This is a genomic window from Pseudoalteromonas sp. S1608, from assembly GCF_005887265.1.
Classification (GTDB): domain Bacteria; phylum Pseudomonadota; class Gammaproteobacteria; order Enterobacterales; family Alteromonadaceae; genus Pseudoalteromonas; species Pseudoalteromonas undina.
Window position 1 is genome coordinate 53,405 of record NZ_PNDK01000018.1, and the last position, 21,708, is coordinate 75,112.

Here is a 21,708-nt window from a genome sequence, read left to right on the forward strand (position 1 = left end):
ACATTAATCTTTGTGTTCAGTCATCTCATTTTGAGTATCAGTCGATTTATCATCTGCCTGCTCTGACTCAACTTCAGCTGTTTTAGTGGCTGTAGTGTAAAACTTATCGCCTTTATCAGCCATTGCAACCAGTGATTCACAGGGTGAAAAAATGGCATTGCTGTTAGCCAATGTAGACATATCAGAGCTTATTTTACTCGCACCTAATTTGTCCATGTAGCTAAACGGGCCACCTAAGAACGGTGGGAAACCAATACCAAAAATAGCACCAATATCACCATCACGCGGGCTTGCGATAATACCATCATCTAAACAACGAGCCGCTTCATTAAGCATTTGTGAAACACAGCGCTTAGCAATCTCGTTTTTATTTAAACGTGGGGCTGGGGTTACACCTAGTAGCTCATAGACTGACTCATCAACCTTCTTACCTTTCTTGTCGTATTCATAAAAGCCACGACCTGTTTTACGACCAAGACGTTTTGAATCAATCATGCGTGAGAAAGCATCGGGTCCTTTAAAACGCTCACCCAATTCTTTTTCAAGAATTGGCGCAATTTTAGATCCAATATCAATACCTACTTCGTCCAGCAATGCCAACGGTCCAACAGGAAAACCAAACTCGACTAAAGCCGCATCTATTTTTTCAATCGGCTCACCAGCAAGCATTAAGTTAGCCGCTTCATTAAGGTATGGCGCTAAAATACGGTTTACATAAAAACCAGCCATATCTTTTACCACAATTGGCGTTTTACCTTGCTTACGTGCAAAGTTAACTACACGAGCAATGGTTTCTTGTGACGTGCCTTCGTGAGGAATGATCTCTACTAGTGGCATTTTCTCTACTGGCGAGAAATAATGTAAACCAATTACATTTTCAGGACGTTCTGCTTTTGCTGCAATTTGAGAAATAGGTAATGACGAGGTATTACTTGCAAAAATAGTATTAGCTTGGCATTGCTGCTCAACATCAGCAACCATACCTTGCTTAAGCTCTAAATCTTCAAATACCGCTTCTATCACTAAATCTATGTGCTTAAAGCCGCTGTAATCCGTGGTGCCAGTAATGCGGTTCATGGTTAACTGCATATCGGCTTTTGACATAATGCGGCGCTTAAGGCGTTTATCCAAGATTTTGTATGTGTAGTTCATGGCATTACTTATGCCCTGCTCTGCCACATCTTTAATACGTACCGGCAATTTAGCCTTAACCGCACTTACATGGGCAATACCTGCGCCCATTAATCCGCCACCTAACACAGCAGTTTTACTAATCGCAGGAGCGTCATCGTTGCGCCATTCTTTTTTCATTTCAGTGGTTGCAAAGAAAATACCGCGAAGTGCTTTAGACTCATCACTCATTACTAACGTAGCAAAGCCTTCGGCTTCGGTTTTATACGCTTTCATTTCATCAAGCTCTACGCTTGCACGAACCGCTTTAATAATCGCAAGCGGCGCTGGGTAGTGACCACCGGTTTTTTTAAGTACGTTTTCTTTAGCTTTTTTAAAGATAAAGTTACGACCAAACGGGTTTGATTCTAATAGCTTACTGATCTTATCAAGTTTAGGCTCTTTAGCTTGTGGCTTTTTCTTCGCCGCAAACTCTTTGGCCACTTTTAGCAGTACGCTTTGTGGTACACAATCATCCAATACACCGGCTTTTTTAGCTTGTTTTGGACGAATTTGCTTACCAGTTAGCATCCACTCAAGGGCTTTTTGAATACCCACGATTTTAGTTAAGCGTTGTGTACCACCACCGCCAGGCAATAAACCTAGTTGTACTTCTGGTAAACCAATTTTAGTTAAATCGCTATCTGTACCAACGCGATAATCACATGCTAAAGCAAACTCTAAACCACCACCTAAAGCAGCGCCGTGAATAGCACTAACCGTGGTATACGGTAGTTTTTTCATATCAAAAAATGCTTGATGGCATAATTCGCTGATAGCTAATGCATCTTCGCGTTTTTCAACGCTGTCTAGCATTTTCACATCAGCACCGGCAATGAAGTTATCACTTTTGCCACTAATAAATACCATACCTTTCACTGCATGCTCTTTAGCTTGTGCTAATAATGCTTTTAAATCATCAGCAAAGCTGTCACGCAGGGTATTCATTTTTTCACCCGGCACATCAATGGTTACCACGGCTATTTTGTTATCATCAACCGTTAAATTAAATACTGAATCTGTCATTACGCACTCTCCAATACAAAGGCTGCACCTAAACCACCCGCAGCACAGGCAGTCGTTAACGCTAAACCACCGCCACGACGCTTAAGCTCGTATAAGCTTTGTGTAATTAAACGCGCGCCGGTTGCCGCAAATGGGTGACCATAAGCGAGTGAACCGCCGTTAACGTTAAACTTATCCATGTTAATTTCACCTATGGCTTTATTACGCCCTAAGTGCTCTTGTGCAAATTTATCTGAAGCAAACATTTTCATATTCGCTAAGGTTTGCGATGCAAACGCTTCATGCATTTCAATAAGGTCTAAATCAGCTAACGTAATACCTGCTCTATCAAGCGCGATTGGCGTTGAGTGGGCAGGCCCCATTAGCATGTCTTTTTCTACGCCTATGGCTGAAAACGCAAAACTGCGTACGTAGCCTAATATTTCGTAACCCAATGCTTTTGCTTTGCTTTCGCTCATCATTAACACTGCAGCTGCGCCATCGGTTAATGGGGTTGCATTAGCGGCAGTTACAGAGCCGTGCTGACGGTCAAATACCGGTTTAAGCTTGGCATAACCCTCAACCGTTGAGTTTTTACGAATATTGTTATCTTCTTCAATAAAGCTTTTATAAGGCGGTAAGTGCGCCGTCATTACTTCATCTTTTAACTTGCCATCGGCCCAAGCTTGAGTTGCTAATGAGTGAGAACGATGTGCTAAAGCATCTTGATCTTCACGGCTAATATTATGGGTTTTAGCCATTTGCTCAGCTGTTTGTCCCATTGATAAACCCGTTGAGTACTCAGCAACTGCTGGCGGTACTGGTAATAAATCTTTTAAACGTAGTTTTGAGAATATTTTTAAACGCTGACCAAGCGTACGGGCTTTGTTTAAATCGACTAAACTGCCGGCTAATTTTTTACTTACACCAATTGGCAATACAGACGATGAATCGGCACCACCAGCAATACCCACGTTTACAGAGCCTGCCATAATAGATTCGGCAACATTTGCAATTGCTTGAAAGCTAGTTGCACACGCACGTGACACTGAATATGCATCAACGCCAACTGGTATACCTGTACCTAATACAATTTCACGTGCAATATTTGGCGCTTCTGGCATTTGTACTACTTGACCAAAAACCAGTTGATCGATTTCTGACTTGTCGAAATTTAATCGCTCAAGCATTTCATTAACTACTAGCTTACCCATATCCAATGCTGGTACATGGTGAAACGCAGTTGCTTGCTTAGCAAAAGGAGTACGTAGGCCGCTTACAATGGCAATACGGTCGCCTTTTGGTGTTTTAAGTATGTTTTGCTCAGACATTTATTATTCTCTCCCGCTGACAGGTCAGACCTGTATGTTTTCCTCGATTCTAAACAACCCGTGTGATAAAGCCAATAGATAAACGTAAATTAATCATAAAGCGCCATTGTAAATCACTACATACATTGTGTAAGGGTAATACAATAGGCTTTTTTAGCAGGTTTTACAAAGTTTTGTGTTAGGCTAAAAAGCGTTAAAAAATAACGAACTATTTTCAAAAAATCAGTCTAACTCTTGAGTTATCCACTTATAAACCTTATAACTAGCTCAGTATTTGTTACCTAACCACTTTAGGTATTATTTAAGCTGACGAGGACAGTCCACTTATTATGGCAGCTAACGCATTTTCAAACTTAAAAACGTATTTAGACACCCAAATTATTGGCCAGCCAGCGCTCACTCAAGCACTCTTAATTGCTATATTAGCCGATGGTCATTTACTTGTTGAAGGCCCTCCGGGGCTTGCAAAAACGCGAGCGGTTAATGCTTTAGCAAAAGGTATTGAAGGCTCGTTTCAGCGTGTTCAGTTTACCCCAGACTTATTACCTGCAGATGTAACCGGCACTGATATTTATCGTCAACAAACCAGTGAGTTTGTGTTTGAAAAAGGCCCTTTATTTCATAACCTCATATTAGCGGATGAAATAAACCGAGCACCAGCAAAAGTACAGTCAGCTTTATTAGAAGCAATGGCCGAGCGCCAAGTTACTGTGGGCAAAAATACGTATCCACTTAGTGACCTGTTTTTAGTGATGGCAACACAAAATCCGCTTGAGCAAGAAGGGACCTACCCACTACCTGAGGCGCAATTAGACCGTTTTTTATTACATTTAAGTATTAATTATCCAGGGGCTGAGCACGAGCTTGATATTTTACGCCTAACCCGTGGTGAAGCACTTAATGATGAAGCCCCAGTGCTTGAGCAAATTTCGCAAGCAGAGCTGTTTGCCGCTAGAAAAGCGATTTTGGGTCTGTATTTAGCAGAGCCACTAGAGCAATACTTAGTTCAGTTGATTATTGCTACTCGAGAAGGCGCAAACTTAGATGAGCAACTTGGCCGCTGGATTGAATACGGCGCCAGCCCTCGTGCCACGATTGCTTTAGATAAATGTGCCCGCGCTCATGCGTGGTTAAGTGGTCGTGATTTTGTATCGCCTGACGATATTCAAGCTGTGGTACATAATGTATTACGCCATCGTATTATTTTAAGTTACGAAGCACAGGCCGATGGTATTACAAAAGATCAGGTTATTAGCCGTATTGTTGAACTAGTTGCTGTACCTTAAGTTATGCAAACACACTTTGATTCTCAGGCATGGCTTAAATTAAGTCATAGCCATGGTGTTAATTTATCGCTTAAAGAGCTGATGTATTATAAAGCAAAAGCGCAACTGCTTGAGCTGGCACCTAAAGTTAGAATAAAAAATACCTTAGCGGGGCAATATCTGGCGCCGCATAAAGGCCGTGGCATGGAGTTTGCCGAAGTGCGTCATTACCAACACGGTGATGACATACGCTCTATTGATTGGCGGGTCACGGCTCGTACCGGTGAAACCCACACCAAACTTTTTCAAGAAGAAAAAGAACGCCCGGTATTTGTATTTACCGACTTTTCAAACTCCATGTTATTTGGCTCTCAATTATTATTAAAGTCGGTGCAAGCTGCACATATTAGCGCCTTAGTTGCATGGTCTGCTTGCCAACGTGGCGATAGAATTGGCGGTATTGTGTTTAATCAGCACTCGCATTTAGAGCTTAAACCTAGTGCCCGTGAAAAGGCCGTGTTAAAGCTGTGTCATAATTTATGCGACGCCCATCAGCAGGCACTTGAAAATATTGATAAACCTGCCAGTAATAACTTTAGTGACAACCTTAAGCGTTTAAATCACTTAGCTAAACCCGGTAGTTTGGTTTATATCGTATCCGATTTTAACGCCTTAGATGACGCCAGCTTTAAACAACTCGAATTACTTGCGCGGCACTGTGAGTTAATAGGCTGCCATATTAGCGACCCCTTCGAGCATAAGTTACCTGCTTTCCAACAAGCGGTTACGGTAAGTGCTAATAATCAGCAGTTTGCCCTCCCTTTGATGGATAACAGTTTTAGAGAACGATTTGCCAAAAATGCCGAGCAAGCATTTAGCGCGCGTATTAATCGTTTAACAAAATCTGGGCTTAACCTATTATCATTCGATGCAGCCACTGCGCTGGAACTGCAATTAGTGAGAAGATAAATCATGCAAACCTCTCCACTTGATGGCCTTCACGATATTATTGCTCCCTCTCACGTTGACTGGTGGCCGTTAGCCCCTGCTTGGTGGGTAGTTATTAGCATTGCACTGTGCTTAGTGTGTGGCTTAATTATAATTATGTACAAAAACTATCAATTTAAAAAACCAAAACGTAATGCGATTAAATTAGCTAATCAACAACAATCAGCGCAGCAATTGCATATTATTTTAAAGCGTTTAGTGATCACCTATTACGATCCACGCTTAGCAGCGCAATCCACAGCTAACTGGTGTAAAACCCTAAGTCAACTTGCTGCAATTGGTTTTAATGAAGATGAAATTTCAAGCCTATATAGCACAGCTCAAACACCACCGGCACTCAGTGATAAGTTTCGCCAAGCTATTAAACAATTTAAGCTAAAGGAGCCACTGCATGTTTGAATTTAGCTGGCCATGGCTGTTTTTATTACTGCCGCTTCCTTTAACGTTACTGCTATTAAAACCCGCAGCAAATAATGCAACGACACGTTTACGCATCCCAAGTTTTGCATCGCATAATTTAAATAATCAACATGTAGAGCCCAGTGCACGTAAGTTAAACACTCTTGAATGGTTGCTATGGGCATTATTAGTAACAGCATCGGCTAACCCTACTTGGTTAGATGAGCCTATATCGCTGCCTAATGAAGGTCGCGACATTATGCTCGCTGTGGATTTATCCGGCTCAATGACAGAACAAGACATGGCTTATAATGGCCAATATGTTGACCGTTTAACTATGGTTAAAGCAGTGCTTAGCGATTTTATAGAGCAGCGTCAAGGCGACAGACTTGGGCTAATATTGTTTGGTGATACAGCGTTTTTGCAAACACCTCTCACCCGTGATGTAAAAACCGTCAGCAAAATGCTTACTGAAGCACAAATAGGTTTAGTAGGACGTGCCACGGCTATTGGTGACGCTTTAGGCTTATCGGTTAAACGCTTTGCTAGTAAAAAAGAAAGTAATCGCATTGTGGTGTTGCTAACAGATGGACAAAACACCGCAGGAAACCTTGACCCCGAAGATGCCCTATTACTAGCTCGTGAAGAAGGCATAAAAGTGTACACCATCGGAGTCGGCTCAGATAACCCTCGTGGCTTTAGTTTATTTAATATGGGCTCTGGGGGCAGCAATTTAGATGAGAGTTTACTGAAAAATATTGCCGAACAAACAGGGGGTCTGTACTTTAGAGCCAAAGATGTTGCTGGGTTACAACAAATCTATGCAGAGCTTGATAAACTTGAGCCAATTAGTGCCGATGAGCAGACCTTTCGCCCGCAAACAGCCTTGTTTTATTATCCGTTATTACTGGCCATTCTATTAATAAGTGCAATGGCATTTTTAAAAACAGTACGTGCATTGAAGGAGCCAAGCTAATGGATTTTGAGTTTATTCGCCCCGCTATTTTATGGCTGCTACTCCCTGCGCTAGGGCTGTTTTTTATTGCCATGTTGAAAGAGAAAAAAGCCCAATCGGCGCCACTTATTGCGCCACATTTAGCACAATTTGTTATGAGTGAATCAAATAATCAGGCTCGTCAGCCGCTGTGGCTAGTTGCGTTATTTTGCAGTTTAGCCATTATATTTAGTGCAGGCCCAAGTTTTGAGGAAAAACAAGTCCCTGTATTTCAAAGCAAAAGTGCCCGCGTTATTGTAATGGATATGTCGTACTCTATGTATAGCACCGACATTGCTCCTAATCGATTAATGCAATCTCGTTTTAAAGCCCTCGATATGATTGAGTTATTTAAAGAAGGTGATACTGCATTAGTAGCCTACGCAGGCACTGCCTATACCATTTCACCACTGACCAATGATGCAACCACCCTTGCTAATCTTATTCCTAGTTTGAGCCCTGAAATTATGCCTGATAAAGGCTCCAACGTGCTGGCAGGTTTAGACATGGCGCAAGAGCTGCTCACTCAAGCAGGCTACCTAGATGGTGATATTATTCTGATCACCGATGGTATTGAACAACAACAGCAAAGTGATATAAGTGGCTTTACTAACAGTAGCCAGTATCGACTTAATATTTACGGTATTGGCACTGAGCAAGGTGCACCAATAAAGTTACCTGAAGGCGGATTTTTAAAAGATAATTACGGCCAAATTGTAGTGCCTACACTCAATGGTTCTTTACTCAAAGGACTAGCAAAGAATAGTGGCGGCCAATACGCTAATTATCAGCCAAGTAATAGCGATATTGCCATTTTTTCACCGCAAGCAAACAGTGAAATACTAAAAAGTGAAAAACCAAATTTAGCCTTGTGGCGAATCGATGTTGGCATTTATGGCTTGCTTATTTTACTGCCCTTAGCTCTATACTTATTTAGACGCTCTGCGTTTATTGGTGCGGTGCTATTGCTAAGCTTTTTACCTCAGCAAAATGCCCATGCAGTAGAGTTACCAACGCTATTTAAAAATACCGATCAACGTGCATTAGAAGCTTACAACAACCAAGAGTACCAACAAGCAGCGCAAGCGAAGTCCAACGCTCTCAAAGGCGCTGCACTTTATCAGCAAGGTCAGTTTGAGGGCGCTCTGAACGAATTTAGTCAAGATAAATCAGCTACTGGTTATTACAATTACGGTAATGCACTGGCTAAAGCCGGACAATTAGAGGCTGCTATAAACGCTTACAAACAAGCGCAATCACTGCAGTCTGATTTTACCCAAGCAGCCGATAACCAAGCGTTAGTTGAGCAGTTACTTAAGCAACAGCAAGACCAAGAAAACCAACAAGGTAATGATTCGCAAAATCAAGATGATCAAAGTCAAGATGATGCAGATAAATCAAAACAAGATCAGCAAAAAAATGGCGATAAAAATAACGCAGATAAAAGCGAAGATAACAGTCAAAATAGTGAAGAGCAGCAATCGGGTGAGCCCTCGGAGCAATCAAAAGATCAACAAAGCCAATCTGGCGAGCAGTCAGATGAACAAAATCAGCCTGACATGCAAGCTCAATCACAAAACCAACAAGACGAGAACAAAGACGACGATAGTAAGCCTCAGCAAGACGAGCAACAGAGTCAACCAAATCAAATGAATGAGCAACCGCCATCAGATGAGCAGAAGCAGCAAGCACAACAACAAGCTATGCAAGCACAGGCGGCTGAACTCACTAATGAAGAAAAAGAGAAAGCACAACAACTAAATCAGTTACTAAGAAAAGTGCCCGACGATCCCGCTATTTTATTAAGAAACAAAATGCAATTAGAAGCCCAAAAAAGACAATATCAACGCCGTCCAACAGGAGTAGAAAAATCATGGTAATGCGATTATTTTGCTGTTTATTGCTATTAACTGCCATGCCATTAATGGCCGCCACTTCATTAGAGGCAAGCGTAGATAAAAACCCGGTACTGGCAGGTGAGTTTTTTATGCTCAATATTAGCGTTGATGATTCAATCAAAGGGCAACAACCCGATACTTCAGCGCTGTTAAAGGATTTCGTAGTCGGCCCTATGAGCTTAAGTAGCCGCACCAACATTATTAACGGCAGCATTAAAAAACAAACATCGTGGTCTGTTAAGTTAATGACTCGCAAAGCCGGCGAATACACAATTCCTTCTTTTAGTGTTGCAGGGCTCAGCTCTCAACCGATAAACTTGTCGGTTAAAGAGCGAAGCAGCGATGCGGGCAAAAATGATGATATATTTTTAAAAAGCTCGCTTACAAATAACAGCTTATTTGTGCAAGAGGCTGGCGTTTACACCATTAAACTTTACTTAGCTAAAGAGCTACTCGATGGCAGCTTAAGCACGCCAAGCATGGAAGATGCTCAACTCACCCAGCTAGGTAAGCAAAGTGAAGATTATGAACTGGTTAACGGTAAACGTTATTTAGTGATCACCCGTAATTATTTAATTCAGCCGCAAAAAAGTGGTGCATACACCATTGAAGCACCGGTTTTTCAAGGGCGTGTTCAACAAAACTATCGCCAACTAGAGGTGTCGGCACTTGGCGATGAACAACAGATTGAAATCAAACCCATCCCTGAGAATTATCAAGGTGATTGGTTACCCAGTGAATTAGTAAGTCTAACCGAGCAATGGCAACCAGACGATAATACCGTTGAAGCCGGCACGCCAATAACACGCACTATTATGCTTACCGCCTTAGGGGTGACTAAAGAGCAACTACCCGAAATTGATATGCCTACTATTGATGGTATTCGCAGCTACCCGGATGAAAAAGAAACTAATAATGCAGTGCGCGATGGTCGAGTGGTATCACAGCAAAGCGCCTCATTTGCGCTACTTCCACAAACCCCAGGCACCTATACATTGCCTGAAATTACCCTGCCTTGGTATAACACCAAAATGAACCGAATTAGTTACGCAACTTTACCAGAGCGCACAATTAGGGTAACACCAAGCACCACAGCACCAGCAAACTCGCTGAGCCCTCCCGTTGAAAGTAATTTAAACAACACGGATGCAGAGCCAACGCAGCAAGCGCTCAGCGTGCAACGCCATACTAGTACGCCTCTATGGCTTATTATTGTAGCCGTATTAGGTTACGTATTATGGATTGTGACCCTGGTTCTTTACTTTATGAAACGCTCAGCTAAAGAAGCGCAACAAACGGCGCAAGCAAATCATAGAGGCAATCAGCAAGCAGAATTAAAAACACTGCAAATACTTGCTAAAAGCCGTGATAATAAAGCATTTTACGATGCACTTAATCTATACGCGCTAACTCGAACAGATAAAAAGGTAGGAGCTCTCACCCATTTATGCGCTATGATAAACAACTCGCAGTTCACTGCGCAGGTAAATAATTTACAAGCACAGTTGTACGGTAACCAATCGGCTAGCACTGATTTAGAAGCGATTGTTAGTTTATTAAAAAAACATCAATCGCACACAGCTAAGTCATCATCTGCGTTAAAAGAGCTATATTCTTAATAAGAATCTTAGTTACTTTTTTGGCCTATAATAATTTTAATTAAAAAGTGCTTATGTTTGGAAATAAAAAATCGAATGATCGGGTCTTAATTAATATGGCTGAAAAACAACAACGCTATGAAGCCTTGGTTCATGTTTATCATAAGGAACTCTATCGCTTTGCTTACTGGTTATGTAACGATCCGACTATTGCTGATGACTTAGTGCAAGAAACCTTTTTGCGTGCATGGCGCTCGCTTGATTCGTTACTCGACCAAAAAGCAGCTAAGCCATGGTTGCTGACCATTTTAAGGCGTGAGAATGCCAGACGCTTTGAGCGCAAGCAATTTGATTACAGTGATGTAGATAACGACACATTGGTGGATCAAACCAGCCATAGTTTAGATACAGCAATGGAACAAACCGTTATTCAGCGACAAATTTCTTTATTGGCTGATGACTACAAGGAGCCGCTGTTGCTACAGGTGGTAATGGGCTGCACCGGAGATGAAATTGCAGACATTCTTAACTTAAATAAAAATACTGTTATGACACGTTTATTCCGAGCAAAAAATCAACTTAAAGAGGCATTAAGCCGTGATGATGAACAACTTAAAGGAGCATCAAAATAATGGATGAACTTGAGTTTCGTCGCCGCACGATTGCGCAGCCAAATGAGCTGGACAAAGAGCTTCAGGAATTTGCAAACAGCAGTGCCGACAGACAACAATTTTTAAATGAAAGCAAAGCATTCGATAAACAACTCGACGACGCGCTTGATATTACTGTACCTGACAATCTTGCTGAACGAATTATTTTAAACACCTCGTTAAAAGAAAAAGCTAGAACAGATGAACTTGAGCAAAAGCATAACGTGGTTAGTGCACGCTCATGGTTTAAGTTCGACCGAATGCATTTGGCTTTGGCAGCTTCGTTTGTGATTGCAGTTAGTGCGTTTATGTTTAGCGAAGAACAAAGTATTAATCAAACGGCTGGTGAGCATGCACTAGCCCATGTTTACCATGAAATTTATGCGTTAAATAAAACTCAACAAATTAGCATCCAAACTGTCAATGAAAAGCTGGCTTTACTTGGCGGCCATATTAGTGATTTACCTGGCAAAGTGACTTATGTTAACTTTTGCGATTTTCAAGGTGAGAAAGGTATTCATTTAGTGTTTGAGTCTGACTTTGGGCCTATGACCGTGTTTATTGTGCCAAGCGATAATCAAATCTTTGAAATTGGCTCTGATGATTTTAATGACTTTCGCTATGCTGGCCATATAAATCGTGGCAAACAGGCCGATACCGTGCTAATTGCAAGCCTTGGCTCACCAGTTGATATGTATAATGAACGTATTTCAGGTGCTATTCGCTGGCTTTAAGCCATTATAGAAACAATAAAAAACCGCAACGAGTGTGCGGTTTTTTTATTATTTAAAAGCCAAAGCTGCTTACTGATTACTTACAAACATCAGCAACTGCGTTAGCAAAGTAGTTGATATTTGCTTGGCTAATACCTGCTACATTAACACGGCTAGAACCGACAATGTAAATACCGTATTCTTTTTGCAAGCGCTCGATTTGCTCTTTATTAATACCTAAGAAAGAGAACATACCGTGTTGGCGGTCAATAAACGAGAAGTCTTGAGCAATGTCTTTCGCTGCCAGGCTGTCTTTAATTAAACTACGTAACCCATTAATACGGTTACGCATTTCATCAAGTTCACTATGCCATAGCTGCGTTAACTCTGTGCTGCTTAAAATAGTGTTTACGATGTCTGCACCATGCGCTGGCGGCATAGAATAAATGCTACGTACCACACTTAATAACACCGAGTTTGAAATATCAGCTGTTGCACTGTCTTTTGCAATGATTGAACAGGCACCAATACGCTCACGGTATAAGCCGAAGTTTTTAGAACATGATGAACAAATGATCAACTCTTCAACCGCATTGGCTAAAATACGTAAACCATTCGCATCTTCTTCTAAAGAAGAGCCAAAACCTTGATATGCAATATCAATTAATGGCGTAAAACCCACATCTTTTGCAAGTTCAGCAATAGTATTCCATTGTGTTTCGTTTAAATCCATACCACTTGGGTTGTGACAACATGCATGTAATAACACCACATCGCCCTTAGGCACCTGTGTTAGTGTTTCAACCATTTCATCAAACAATAAATCTTTGTTTTCGTAGTCGTAGTATGGGTATTCTTTTACCGTTAAGCCTGCAGCTTCAAATAAGCTAATGTGGTTAGCCCACGTTGGGTTAGTAACCCATACAGTAGCGCCTGGATTACAACGTACAATAAATTCTGCTGCAACACGAAGTGCGCCTGTACCACCAGGTGCTTGTGCTGTACGTACGCGATTAGCTAATAATGCCGGGTGCTCACCAAGAAGAAGATTTTCCATTTGTTGACAGTAATCTAAGTTACCAGCAAGCCCAATGTAAGATTTGCTCATTTCATTTTCTAAACGAAACGCTTCTGCTTTTTTTACTGACTTTAATACCGGGGTATTCCCCTGCTCGTCTTTATATACACCAACCCCTAAGTCAATCTTATTTGGGTTAGTATCTTGCTTGTAGGCCGCCATAAGGCCAAGAATAGGGTCTGTTGGTAATGGTTTTAATACTGAGAACATTGGCTATCTCTTCGTTATTTAGGGGTTAGCTGTTGCGCTAAGCTTAACATAAAAACTCACTTGATTGACTAGTGTTATTTACACTAAAAAGTGAGGAATTTTAATACAGCACGCTATTAATAACGCGAGCGTTGCTTTATCAAAAAAATCAGTGCTGAAGGCTTCACCATCAACAATACCTATACACTGATGTTGTGCATTAAATAGCGGTAAACAGGCTTCTGCTTTTACTTTCGGATCGCAGGTGTAATATTCACCGCCTGCTGCCAAATATTGCTCAACGTTATTGATAACGCGTCCTTTACCACTAAACGCTACCTGAACGTTATTGCTGGCAGTCGCAAATTCAGCAGTAAGCGGAAATAAAGGACGACTCGGCGCACCAAAATAAGCCAGCTTTAATAACTGCTCCCCTTCATTGGTGTGGGTATTCTGATAAATGCCGTACCAATCAAGCTTTGTGTTTTCAATGACGTAGTCAACAATCAATTGAAGTTGCGCTAATTTTTCAGTTGTTTGCGTACTTTGGCTGACATAATCGCTTAGTTTAAACGGCTCATCCTGTAGGTAACCAAATAAACTACATGCCCCACCTTCACCTAGCTCAGGAATTTGGTATTCCCAACGCACGGCTGGTGCAGCATTTTTATTTAGGTATTGCTCAAGCTTTTCTAGCTCAGCGTGAATTAACTGTGGCTCAACATTAAGTTGAGCATACTCTAAGTAAGAATTAACCATTTGGACGTCCATACATCTATAATGCCGAAATAGTAGCATGGATGTTTTTATAGTGCTAGCCAATTTAAAGCGCTTTTTTAAAATCTTTAAACACTTTTATTCATAGATATAATTGCGGTATTTAAACAGGTTGTTTTATCTTTGGGGGCATTAAAAGGTGTTCAGCTTAGGTGCAAAAATTACGCCTTTGCTTCACAAATTTGTTATTATTTGCCGCATTATTATATTCAATCTTAAGTAGGTTAATTATGAGTGATAGTCACTTAGTGTATTCAACAGCAACAGGGCGAATTGATCAGCCAAAGCCAGAAAAAGAACTGGATGTAAAACTATTTAAAGACGGGTCAATTCGCATAGAGCGTCAAACCAAAGGCCGAAAAGGTAAAGGTGTAATGCTGGTTGTTGGTCTTGATCCACAACAGCATGATTTGAAAAAGTTAGCAAAAACAATAAAAAGTAAGATGGGCCAAGGGGGCGCAGTAAAAGAAGGTGTTATTGAAGTACAAGGTGATGATCGCGACAAATTAAAAGCGATTTTAGAGGGATTAAAATTTAAAGTAAAAATTGCGGGTGGTTAACCCGCAATTCTTGCTTATTTAATAATTTTTAGCGCTGCTAATTGATCAAATAATGCGGGAATATCATCCTCAGCCACTGGCTTACTAAAATAATAGCCTTGAACAATAAAACAATTATTATTTTGTAAAAACTCAACTTGCTCGATTGTTTCGACCCCTTCGGCAACTACATCAAGCTTCAGCTTTTGTGCCATAGCAATAATGGCCGCAGTGATCTCCATGTCGTTATCATCCTCAGGTATATCTTTGACAAACGAACGGTCAATTTTAAGAATATCGACAGGGAAACGCTTAAGGTAACTCAGTGAAGAATAACCCGTACCAAAGTCATCAATAGAAATTGAGATACCCAACTTTTTAAGTTGATGTAACTGATCAATAGCTGCTTCAACATTCCCCATCAGCATGCTTTCGGTTAATTCAAGATGCAGACTTTTAGCATTAATCTGCGTCTCTATAATTATTTTTTTCAGCATAGGCACTAAGCTTGCGTCTTTAAACTGTCTTGCTGACAGATTGATCGACATATTACTTGCTCTACCTTGTTGTTCTAGTCGCTTCGTAAACTCACACGCTTGTTGTAGCACCCATTTACCGAGCTCTACAATTAAACCCGTTGCCTCAGCTATCGGAATAAACTTAGTCGGAGGAATAAACCCTTGCGTAGGATGGAACCAACGAAGTAATGCTTCATATCCCACCACGCTATTATCGCGACAATCAACTTGTGGCTGGTAATGTAGCGTGAGTTGCTTTTCTTTAATCGCATGACGCAATTCATTTTCTAGGAATAATCGTTCATTAGCTGCTGCATTTAAATCTTGGCTATAAAAATGGAAGGTGTTACGCCCTTTGGCTTTGGCCTCATACATGGCTAAGTCGGCATGCTTTAGTAACTGATCTTCTTCTAGGCTATCAAATGGTGCTAAGGTGATCCCAATACTTGCACTGACAATTACTTCATTGCTGCCAAGTTTTATCGGCTGGTTTAAGGTTTTTTGTATGGTGTCAGCGACTTCAGATGCTTCTTTTTGATGTTCAATACCACTGAGTAAAACAGCAAATTCATCCCCACCTAAACGGGCTATGGTATCTTCTGCTCGTAAGCGCTGTTTTAAGCGTGTTGCCACTTCAACTAACAGCTGATCACCCGCATCATGACCTAAAGTATCGTTAATACGCTTAAATTCATCCAGATCAAAATAAAATAAAGCAAACGAGTAACGCCCTCTCTCAGCAAGCGCCATCGACTTCCTGAGCTGCATTCTAAAGAATGTACGATTAGCAAGCCCGGTTAGTGTGTCAAAGTAAGCGAGCTGTTCCATTTTTCGTTGGCTTTCTTTCACAAACGAAATATCTTGCGCTGATGCCACGTAACTGGTTATTTTACCACCGTCTTCTCGAATAGGTGACACACTAAGCGATACCCATATTGGCGACTTGTTTTGCGCTTCAATAAGCGTATCTCCTCGCCAGTAATTACGATTACGCAAATCAATGTCAATATCCTCTACCAACATGGTCATTTCATTGGCAATAATTGTCAGTAATGGCTGACGCAAAAAATCATTTTCGACAAAATCAGTCATCTCTAACATTTTTGGATTAACGTATTCAATGACAAAATTTTCATCGGTGATCACCACCCCTGTACCCGAGAACGCAACCGCTTTAGACAAGCGATTTGCAGCTTTCTCTGCGATTTCTTTTTCTATTATGCGCTGGTTTAAGCCGTCAATGAGTTTGCGAATTTCAATGGTCATATCTTTGAATGAACCATTAAGCGTTCCAATTTCATCTTTATTTTCTTTTGGAAACTCAATCTCTAACTGGCCTTTACCAAAGTTAGTAACTGCATAAACCAATGAATGTAAGCGTCTTAATACCAATTGGTAAAGCGCTTGGTGTAATAATAAAGCAACTAAAATGGCATACAGAATAAATAGGCCAAAAAACTTAAGCTTTAAGTCTTTTAATGCCGATAACGTTGAGGAGCGCTTTTTATATACACCCACATACCAGTTTACACCTTCAACTTTATGGATATTTATAATGTAGTCTTCATCATTTAATGAAAATGAATCGGCATACTCTGGTAATTGTATTTGCCCTGCGTTATCAATAACACGCTTTAGTTCTGGAGAAATAAAGTCATCTGGTAATAGCTTTTTGCCTGCCTCTCCGTACTCTTTATAATTTTCAGAGGTTAAGTTCGGATGTGCTAATAGCTGTCCTTGTTTATCAAACACTACTAAGTGTTTTTCCTTTCCACCGACGGGTAATTGCGATATGAGTGAGTTTAGTGAAATATCGCTACCGGTAACCCCTAAAAACTCATCATCTTGATAAATGGGAACAATTAAACTGACTACCCATTTATTCCAAACTTCATCATAGTAAACTTTTGACCATTGAGGCTCTCGTTGTGGGTTAGTTAAAGACTTCGCATAATTGAAGCTATCACTTTGGTTGAATGTATAATTTCCAGGCACATTAAGCGCCCAGTTTGGCGGTGCGACACGAATAAAGTTATCTTCAGTTATAAGATAAAAATTATAGAAATCTTGAATTAACGTAGGAGAAATAACTTTCCAAAGGGATTCAGAATCAGCAATTAGCTGTTTATAAAAAGGAGAATATGCAGTTTGGGGGATAAACGCGGCTGATAGCCCATCCGGTGATGCACTACGCACTGAGCCATCATTGGTGAGCTGCATTGTCGGTGCAGTATTATTTTTAAATGACAACTGTCCCTCAAATAACTGCTCGCTAACAACAATATTAGCTTGCTCTGCTATTTTAACTTTGGTCGCTATCAGGTTATTAAACTGGTTTATTAATAATTCATTTGATTGCTTTAATACCTCATGCTCTTCAAAAACAAGCTGTTTTTCTTCTGACTTGAGCATTAATGCAGCCGCACAAATGCCAGCCACTAAACAGATACCAGAGATCAACAATGATAACTTTACACTAAGTGAGTTTATGCCAAATCGAGATGGAGGGCGTCGATACACAAAAAGCCAACCTTATTTATAATTATTATTTTTTCAAGTGATAGAAATATACCAGAACTTAAATCAGAATTATAAATTATTTATAAACTTTTAAAAAACAACACCTTTTGTACACATATTAGGTAAAAAAGCCGCGTCAGGTAAGTGCTTGTTGACATTGGGAGTGACACTTCATACATTAAGGGTATGAATATAAATTACTCACACACCTTTTTTTCTTTTTTTAGCTTCTTTATATAGAAGAGGCTTCCCTGTTTGTGAGATAAAATCAATCGAATAGTAAAGCCTCCCAACTGGGAGGCTTTTTTATTTTCACTGCAAAATCAGTGATATTTTTGGAATGAGGAAAACCAAATGAGCAACGATGTACTTGATACTCTCAGGCACGATATAAATGAAATCGACTCCGATTTACTTGTTTTACTAGCAAAGCGACGCCGCATTAGTCATGGCGTAGTTGAATATAAAATTGCAAATAATAAACCCATTCGTGATGAGGCCCGTGAACTGGCTTTGCTCGAAAAACTTATAGGCTATGGCAAATCGTTAGGGCTTGACGCTTACTACGTTAACAACGTGTTTCAAACGATATTAGAAGACTCAGTATTGCATCAACAAGCCATGCTTCAAAAGAATTTAAACCCCGATGCACTGAGCGAAACCCATCGCGTAACGTATTTAGGCGGTCAAGGCTCTTATAGTCAGCTTGCATGTCATAAATATTTTAGCCGTCGCCCGGGTAAATTAGTTGAAATTGGTTGTACCTCATTTGAAGAAATCACTGGAAAAGTAGAAAAAGGTCAAGCCGACTTTGGCTTACTGCCTATCGAAAACACTAGCTCAGGTAGTATTAATGAAGTATTTGATTTGCTGCAGCATGCACAAGTCTCTATTGTCGGTGAAGTTACTCATAGCGTTGAGCATTGCTTATTAGCAGCCCCAGGAACTGAGCTGAACCAATTAACTAAAGTCTTTGCACATCCGCAACCCTTTGCCCAGTGTAGCCGCTTTTTACAGGGCCTTGGCGAACTTCAGCATGAAACCTGCGATTCAACATCAAGTGCATTAAAATCAGCTCTTGAAACACCGAACAGCGCAGCAATCGGCTCTGCGCAAGCAGGGAAAAATGTAGGCCTTGAAGTGATCAAGGCGAATCTTGCCAATCAAAAAGAAAATCACAGCCGCTTCATTGTGGTTGCCCGAAAACCACTGCAAGTATCAACTCAAATCCCTACTAAAACTAGCTTAATTATGTCAACCAAGCAGCAGGCCGGTTCGCTTGCCGATGCGTTAATGATTTTTAAACAGCATAATATTAATTTAGTGAAACTAGAATCTCGACCTACTCCTGGTAACCCATGGGAAGAAGTATTTTATGTGGACTTGGAGGCTAACTTAATCGATAACCAAGTGAAGCATGCATTGGAGGAGCTCAAACAGCACACTCAATATGTTCGTGTACTTGGTTGTTATCAAAGTGAGTCTTTACAAGCTGTTAGTGTAGGTAGTTAAGTATTACGTCTGAGTGTAAATGGATCCACACTCAGATACTAACAATGCCAAGCGGTCGAAATTTGCACTTTAAGTTAAGTTGACTTTTATTATAAGGAAATAAAACAATGCAAACAAAATTTATAGCTCTTCTTTTACTACTTACTCCCCTGCTTACGCCTGCCGCTCCTATGCCAACAGGGAAATCTGATGGACTTATTTGTTCTTCATATATTGGTGGTAAAGTTAAGGCTTGCCCTGAAAATATTCACGACTATATCAATAACAATACTGGTATTCCTATTTACCATGCTTGCGACAATGGCGAAGCTTTATGTATTGGTGAAGGTTATCCATACAATGACTTTCGTGAACTTCATACTATTTATGATATTGATAATAACCAAACAAAAAAAATACAATTAACTATTACCCCAACGTTACTTGATTCTCTTGGCCGTAGCACCTTACAACAGGGCCGAAAAATCATTTCTGAGATTGCTCCTACCCCACAAGAAAAACAGTTCACCAATGAATTATTCTTAGCAGTAAACTCTAAACAGAAACTAGCAAAACAATTAACACTTATTGTGCAAGGAAGTTATGCAACTGATGCCTCAGGAGTAACCACTGATATACTGACAAGTTCATTACTATCTTGCAAAACAGCACTTAACTACCTTAACAATGACGATAATTGCATGGGTAATTTAAACAAAGATATTGATTTATCAGTTCAAGATAATGCGGTATTTAATTCCTTTATTTCAGCTTTAGAAAAAGCCCAAGGGTTAATAAATGTTGTGACTGTTGGTAGCATTGATTATTCTGATTTACAAAAGTTGAATCAGTTTATTGTTATTTTGTATTACGATGACGGTTCTAAATTAGCTATTAATGTCAAGTTCAAAGAAGGGGCGATAGAAATTGAGTTAAATAAGAAAGCATCACGCACATCTAAGGGGTTAACTTTTTTACAATTTATAAAAGGTAACACCAATAAAGCCACTTCATATGGTGAAGCAACATCCATGGCTAATTCAAAGTATAATAGTGGTTTTGGCTGCGCACCAACGCGATTTGATAATGGCGTCACCGCAAAGTTAGTAAATACTATAATAATCAAAAACCCCGATGGAACAGAGCGTCATATAAATATTTATAAGCTAGTGAATGAATATGTAGTATTTAATCAGTGCTAAGCATGAAACTTTGCAAGGCTGGACATAAACCTCCAGCCTTCATTTATTATTAATCTAGAACCTTAGCATCATTCGCTTTATTTAATAGACTACGGCTTTGGGTTAAAAAGTGCGCCGTTGAATCTGAGAAATAAGACTTTGCATCAGCAAAAGCATCAATTAATGCGGACTTATCCCCTGCTTTTAGCTTTTCAAGCGTTTGCGAAAACAAAGACTGATACTGCGCCAATAAGCTTTCGACATTGTCAAACTGCGCTAACATAATATCGGTGTATAGCTCTGGCGATTGCGCAAATAAACGGCCAACCATCATTAGCTCTAACTGATATATAGGTGATGAACAACTTCTTAGCTCGGCGAGTGTGTGCCCCTGTTTTGCTAAAAACTGACCGTACACAAAGGTTGTTAAATGGCGCATAACCTGAATAATTTGCATTGCTTCGTCATGCTTTTTGGCCTCAAGTTCAACTAACTGACAACCCCATATTTGTAGCTGTTTTAATAACCCTTGTGCCACCTCATGACTACGCCCTTCACACACCACCACGGTTTGTTTCACCCAATGGGAAATATCAGGTCCAAACATTGGATGTAAACCAACAACTGGCCCACTATGTACTTTTTTAAGCACAGCTAATGGTGCTTGTTTAACTGATGTAATATCAACCAGCAAACAATCATCATCAAGCTTTGGAAGCGCGTTAACAACTGTTTCAAGAGCATTTATTGGTACACTGATCATCACCAGTTTTGCACCTTTTAGAATATCCGCTGCCTGTGATTGCTGCGCTTTATCTAAAATTTTGACTTCGTAACCCGAACGCTGAAATTGTTTTGCAAATAACTGCCCCATTGCCCCTTCACCACCAACAATAACAATTGGCGATAATTGTGGGTCGGCACAGGCTAATTTGGCTTGTTGATTTTGATAAGCTTCACGCATCATGCGTCTGAGAATGTCTTCGACTAAATCAGGATTTACACCTTGATTAATAGCCTCTTGACGTCGTGCAGCTAATAAATCGGCTTCTCGATCGGGTGCATGTAATGGCGCGCCAGTTTGTTGTTTTATTGCGCCTATTTGTTGGGTAATACCATTGCGTTTTGCAAGTAAGGCAACCAGTTGCGCGTCGCATTCATCTATACTTGTTCTTAGCTGCGCTAAATCACTTATCTCTGCCACGTTCTCATTCCATCCAAAAAAGCAAAATCGTAAATTAAAACTTACAAAAAAGTAAACTAATCAATACGATAAATACTAACAGGATACGTTAGGGGTTAAAAGGCAAATTATTGAAAAGATCACTATCAGTTGTTCAACTAAAACCAAGGTGGAAACGGTAGTAAGTAACCTAAACGCTAG

Annotated in this window: 17 protein-coding genes and 1 other annotated feature; of the genes, 11 read left to right on the plus strand and 6 right to left on the minus strand. The window is 40.3% G+C overall.

What is annotated here, in order from left to right; genetic code table 11:
- Positions 1-3: 3 nt before the first annotated feature.
- Together fadJ and fadI are read right to left on the minus strand one after the other, a co-directional pair.
- Complete coding sequence (gene fadJ, locus CWB75_RS08805; protein ID WP_138570436.1) at positions 4-2,196, minus strand: fatty acid oxidation complex subunit alpha FadJ; 2,193 nt, start codon at positions 2,194-2,196, stop codon at positions 4-6.
- The gene (fadI, locus tag CWB75_RS08810; RefSeq protein ID WP_138570437.1) at positions 2,196-3,506 is read right to left on the minus strand and encodes an acetyl-CoA C-acyltransferase FadI; all 1,311 of its coding nucleotides are present in this window, start codon (positions 3,504-3,506) and stop codon (positions 2,196-2,198) included. Before fadI ends, fadJ begins: the two co-directional genes overlap by 1 nt.
- A gap of 329 nt (positions 3,507-3,835) precedes the next feature.
- On the opposite strand from fadI, the gene CWB75_RS08815 reads away from it, so the two are divergent.
- Genes CWB75_RS08815 through CWB75_RS08850 form a run of 8 tightly spaced genes read left to right on the plus strand, consistent with a single transcriptional unit; the run spans position 3,836 to position 12,052 of the window.
- A complete protein-coding gene (locus tag CWB75_RS08815; protein WP_010391346.1) occupies positions 3,836-4,792 on the plus strand; it encodes an AAA family ATPase in 957 nt (318 codons plus the stop codon).
- Between the two features lie 3 nt (positions 4,793-4,795).
- A complete protein-coding gene (locus CWB75_RS08820; RefSeq protein WP_109875535.1) occupies positions 4,796-5,740 on the plus strand; it encodes a DUF58 domain-containing protein in 945 nt (314 codons plus the stop codon).
- A 3-nt stretch (positions 5,741-5,743) separates the two neighbouring features.
- A complete protein-coding gene (locus CWB75_RS08825) occupies positions 5,744-6,178 on the plus strand; it encodes a DUF4381 domain-containing protein (protein WP_010391338.1) in 435 nt (144 codons plus the stop codon).
- Positions 6,171-7,154 carry a vWA domain-containing protein gene (locus CWB75_RS08830; RefSeq protein WP_138570438.1) on the plus strand — a complete coding sequence of 328 codons (984 nt, stop codon included), beginning with the start codon at positions 6,171-6,173 and terminating at the stop codon, positions 7,152-7,154. Before CWB75_RS08825 ends, CWB75_RS08830 begins: the two co-directional genes overlap by 8 nt.
- Positions 7,154-9,052, plus strand: a complete 1,899-nt coding sequence (locus tag CWB75_RS08835) for a vWA domain-containing protein (RefSeq protein ID WP_138570439.1) — start codon at positions 7,154-7,156, stop codon at positions 9,050-9,052. The genes CWB75_RS08830 and CWB75_RS08835 overlap by 1 nt, the downstream gene beginning before the upstream one ends.
- Complete coding sequence (locus tag CWB75_RS08840; RefSeq protein WP_138570440.1) at positions 9,046-10,689, plus strand: BatD family protein; 1,644 nt, start codon at positions 9,046-9,048, stop codon at positions 10,687-10,689. Before CWB75_RS08835 ends, CWB75_RS08840 begins: the two co-directional genes overlap by 7 nt.
- A 53-nt stretch (positions 10,690-10,742) precedes the next feature.
- Positions 10,743-11,300 carry a sigma-70 family RNA polymerase sigma factor gene (locus tag CWB75_RS08845; protein WP_010391329.1) on the plus strand — a complete coding sequence of 186 codons (558 nt, stop codon included), beginning with the start codon at positions 10,743-10,745 and terminating at the stop codon, positions 11,298-11,300.
- Complete coding sequence (locus CWB75_RS08850) at positions 11,300-12,052, plus strand: DUF3379 family protein (RefSeq protein ID WP_138570441.1); 753 nt, start codon at positions 11,300-11,302, stop codon at positions 12,050-12,052. Before CWB75_RS08845 ends, CWB75_RS08850 begins: the two co-directional genes overlap by 1 nt.
- Before the next feature lie 76 nt (positions 12,053-12,128).
- Here the strand turns inward: CWB75_RS08850 and CWB75_RS08855 are convergent, their stop codons facing one another.
- Together CWB75_RS08855 and CWB75_RS08860 are read right to left on the minus strand one after the other, a co-directional pair.
- The gene (locus CWB75_RS08855) at positions 12,129-13,319 is read right to left on the minus strand and encodes an amino acid aminotransferase (RefSeq protein WP_010391325.1); all 1,191 of its coding nucleotides are present in this window, start codon (positions 13,317-13,319) and stop codon (positions 12,129-12,131) included.
- Between the two features lie 78 nt (positions 13,320-13,397).
- Positions 13,398-14,057, minus strand: a complete 660-nt coding sequence (locus tag CWB75_RS08860; protein WP_138570442.1) for a GAF domain-containing protein — start codon at positions 14,055-14,057, stop codon at positions 13,398-13,400.
- A gap of 248 nt (positions 14,058-14,305) precedes the next feature.
- On the opposite strand from CWB75_RS08860, the gene CWB75_RS08865 reads away from it, so the two are divergent.
- A complete protein-coding gene (locus CWB75_RS08865) occupies positions 14,306-14,635 on the plus strand; it encodes an SUI1 family translation initiation factor (RefSeq protein WP_008114484.1) in 330 nt (109 codons plus the stop codon).
- Positions 14,636-14,649: 14 nt separating this feature from the next.
- Here CWB75_RS08865 and CWB75_RS08870 read toward each other — a convergent pair whose 3' ends face one another.
- On the minus strand, positions 14,650-17,652 hold the full coding sequence (locus CWB75_RS08870) for a bifunctional diguanylate cyclase/phosphodiesterase (RefSeq protein ID WP_010391318.1): 3,003 nt from the start codon (positions 17,650-17,652) through the stop codon (positions 14,650-14,652).
- A 195-nt stretch (positions 17,653-17,847) separates the two neighbouring features.
- Positions 17,848-17,963, plus strand: a sequence feature (Phe leader region).
- Between the two features lie 43 nt (positions 17,964-18,006).
- Here CWB75_RS08870 and CWB75_RS08875 point away from each other — a divergent pair.
- Together CWB75_RS08875 and CWB75_RS08880 are read left to right on the plus strand one after the other, a co-directional pair.
- The gene (locus CWB75_RS08875; protein WP_138570443.1) at positions 18,007-19,164 is read left to right on the plus strand and encodes a chorismate mutase; all 1,158 of its coding nucleotides are present in this window, start codon (positions 18,007-18,009) and stop codon (positions 19,162-19,164) included.
- A gap of 107 nt (positions 19,165-19,271) precedes the next feature.
- Complete coding sequence (locus CWB75_RS08880) at positions 19,272-20,345, plus strand: hypothetical protein (protein WP_138570444.1); 1,074 nt, start codon at positions 19,272-19,274, stop codon at positions 20,343-20,345.
- A 49-nt stretch (positions 20,346-20,394) separates the two neighbouring features.
- Here CWB75_RS08880 and tyrA read toward each other — a convergent pair whose 3' ends face one another.
- The gene (tyrA, locus tag CWB75_RS08885; RefSeq protein ID WP_109875540.1) at positions 20,395-21,528 is read right to left on the minus strand and encodes a bifunctional chorismate mutase/prephenate dehydrogenase; all 1,134 of its coding nucleotides are present in this window, start codon (positions 21,526-21,528) and stop codon (positions 20,395-20,397) included.
- Positions 21,529-21,708: the final 180 nt, after the last annotated feature.

Excerpts from the sequence above, each read along its gene's own strand:
- CWB75_RS08850 (WP_138570441.1), top strand. The coding sequence starts at position 11,300 with ATGGATGAACTTGAGTTTCGTCGCCGCACGATTGCGCAGCCAAATGAG.
- CWB75_RS08880 (WP_138570444.1), top strand. The coding sequence starts at position 19,272 with ATGCAAACAAAATTTATAGCTCTTCTTTTACTACTTACTCCCCTGCTT.
- CWB75_RS08845 (WP_010391329.1), top strand. The coding sequence starts at position 10,743 with ATGTTTGGAAATAAAAAATCGAATGATCGGGTCTTAATTAATATGGCT.
- CWB75_RS08875 (WP_138570443.1), top strand. The coding sequence starts at position 18,007 with ATGAGCAACGATGTACTTGATACTCTCAGGCACGATATAAATGAAATC.
- CWB75_RS08835 (WP_138570439.1), top strand. The coding sequence starts at position 7,154 with ATGGATTTTGAGTTTATTCGCCCCGCTATTTTATGGCTGCTACTCCCT.
- CWB75_RS08830 (WP_138570438.1), top strand. The coding sequence starts at position 6,171 with ATGTTTGAATTTAGCTGGCCATGGCTGTTTTTATTACTGCCGCTTCCT.
- CWB75_RS08855 (WP_010391325.1), bottom strand. The coding sequence starts at position 13,319 with ATGTTCTCAGTATTAAAACCATTACCAACAGACCCTATTCTTGGCCTT.
- CWB75_RS08825 (WP_010391338.1), top strand. The coding sequence starts at position 5,744 with ATGCAAACCTCTCCACTTGATGGCCTTCACGATATTATTGCTCCCTCT.
- CWB75_RS08820 (WP_109875535.1), top strand. The coding sequence starts at position 4,796 with ATGCAAACACACTTTGATTCTCAGGCATGGCTTAAATTAAGTCATAGC.
- CWB75_RS08860 (WP_138570442.1), bottom strand. The coding sequence starts at position 14,057 with ATGGTTAATTCTTACTTAGAGTATGCTCAACTTAATGTTGAGCCACAG.
- CWB75_RS08840 (WP_138570440.1), top strand. The coding sequence starts at position 9,046 with ATGGTAATGCGATTATTTTGCTGTTTATTGCTATTAACTGCCATGCCA.
- fadJ (WP_138570436.1), bottom strand. The coding sequence starts at position 2,196 with ATGACAGATTCAGTATTTAATTTAACGGTTGATGATAACAAAATAGCC.
- CWB75_RS08815 (WP_010391346.1), top strand. The coding sequence starts at position 3,836 with ATGGCAGCTAACGCATTTTCAAACTTAAAAACGTATTTAGACACCCAA.
- fadI (WP_138570437.1), bottom strand. The coding sequence starts at position 3,506 with ATGTCTGAGCAAAACATACTTAAAACACCAAAAGGCGACCGTATTGCC.
- CWB75_RS08865 (WP_008114484.1), top strand. The coding sequence starts at position 14,306 with ATGAGTGATAGTCACTTAGTGTATTCAACAGCAACAGGGCGAATTGAT.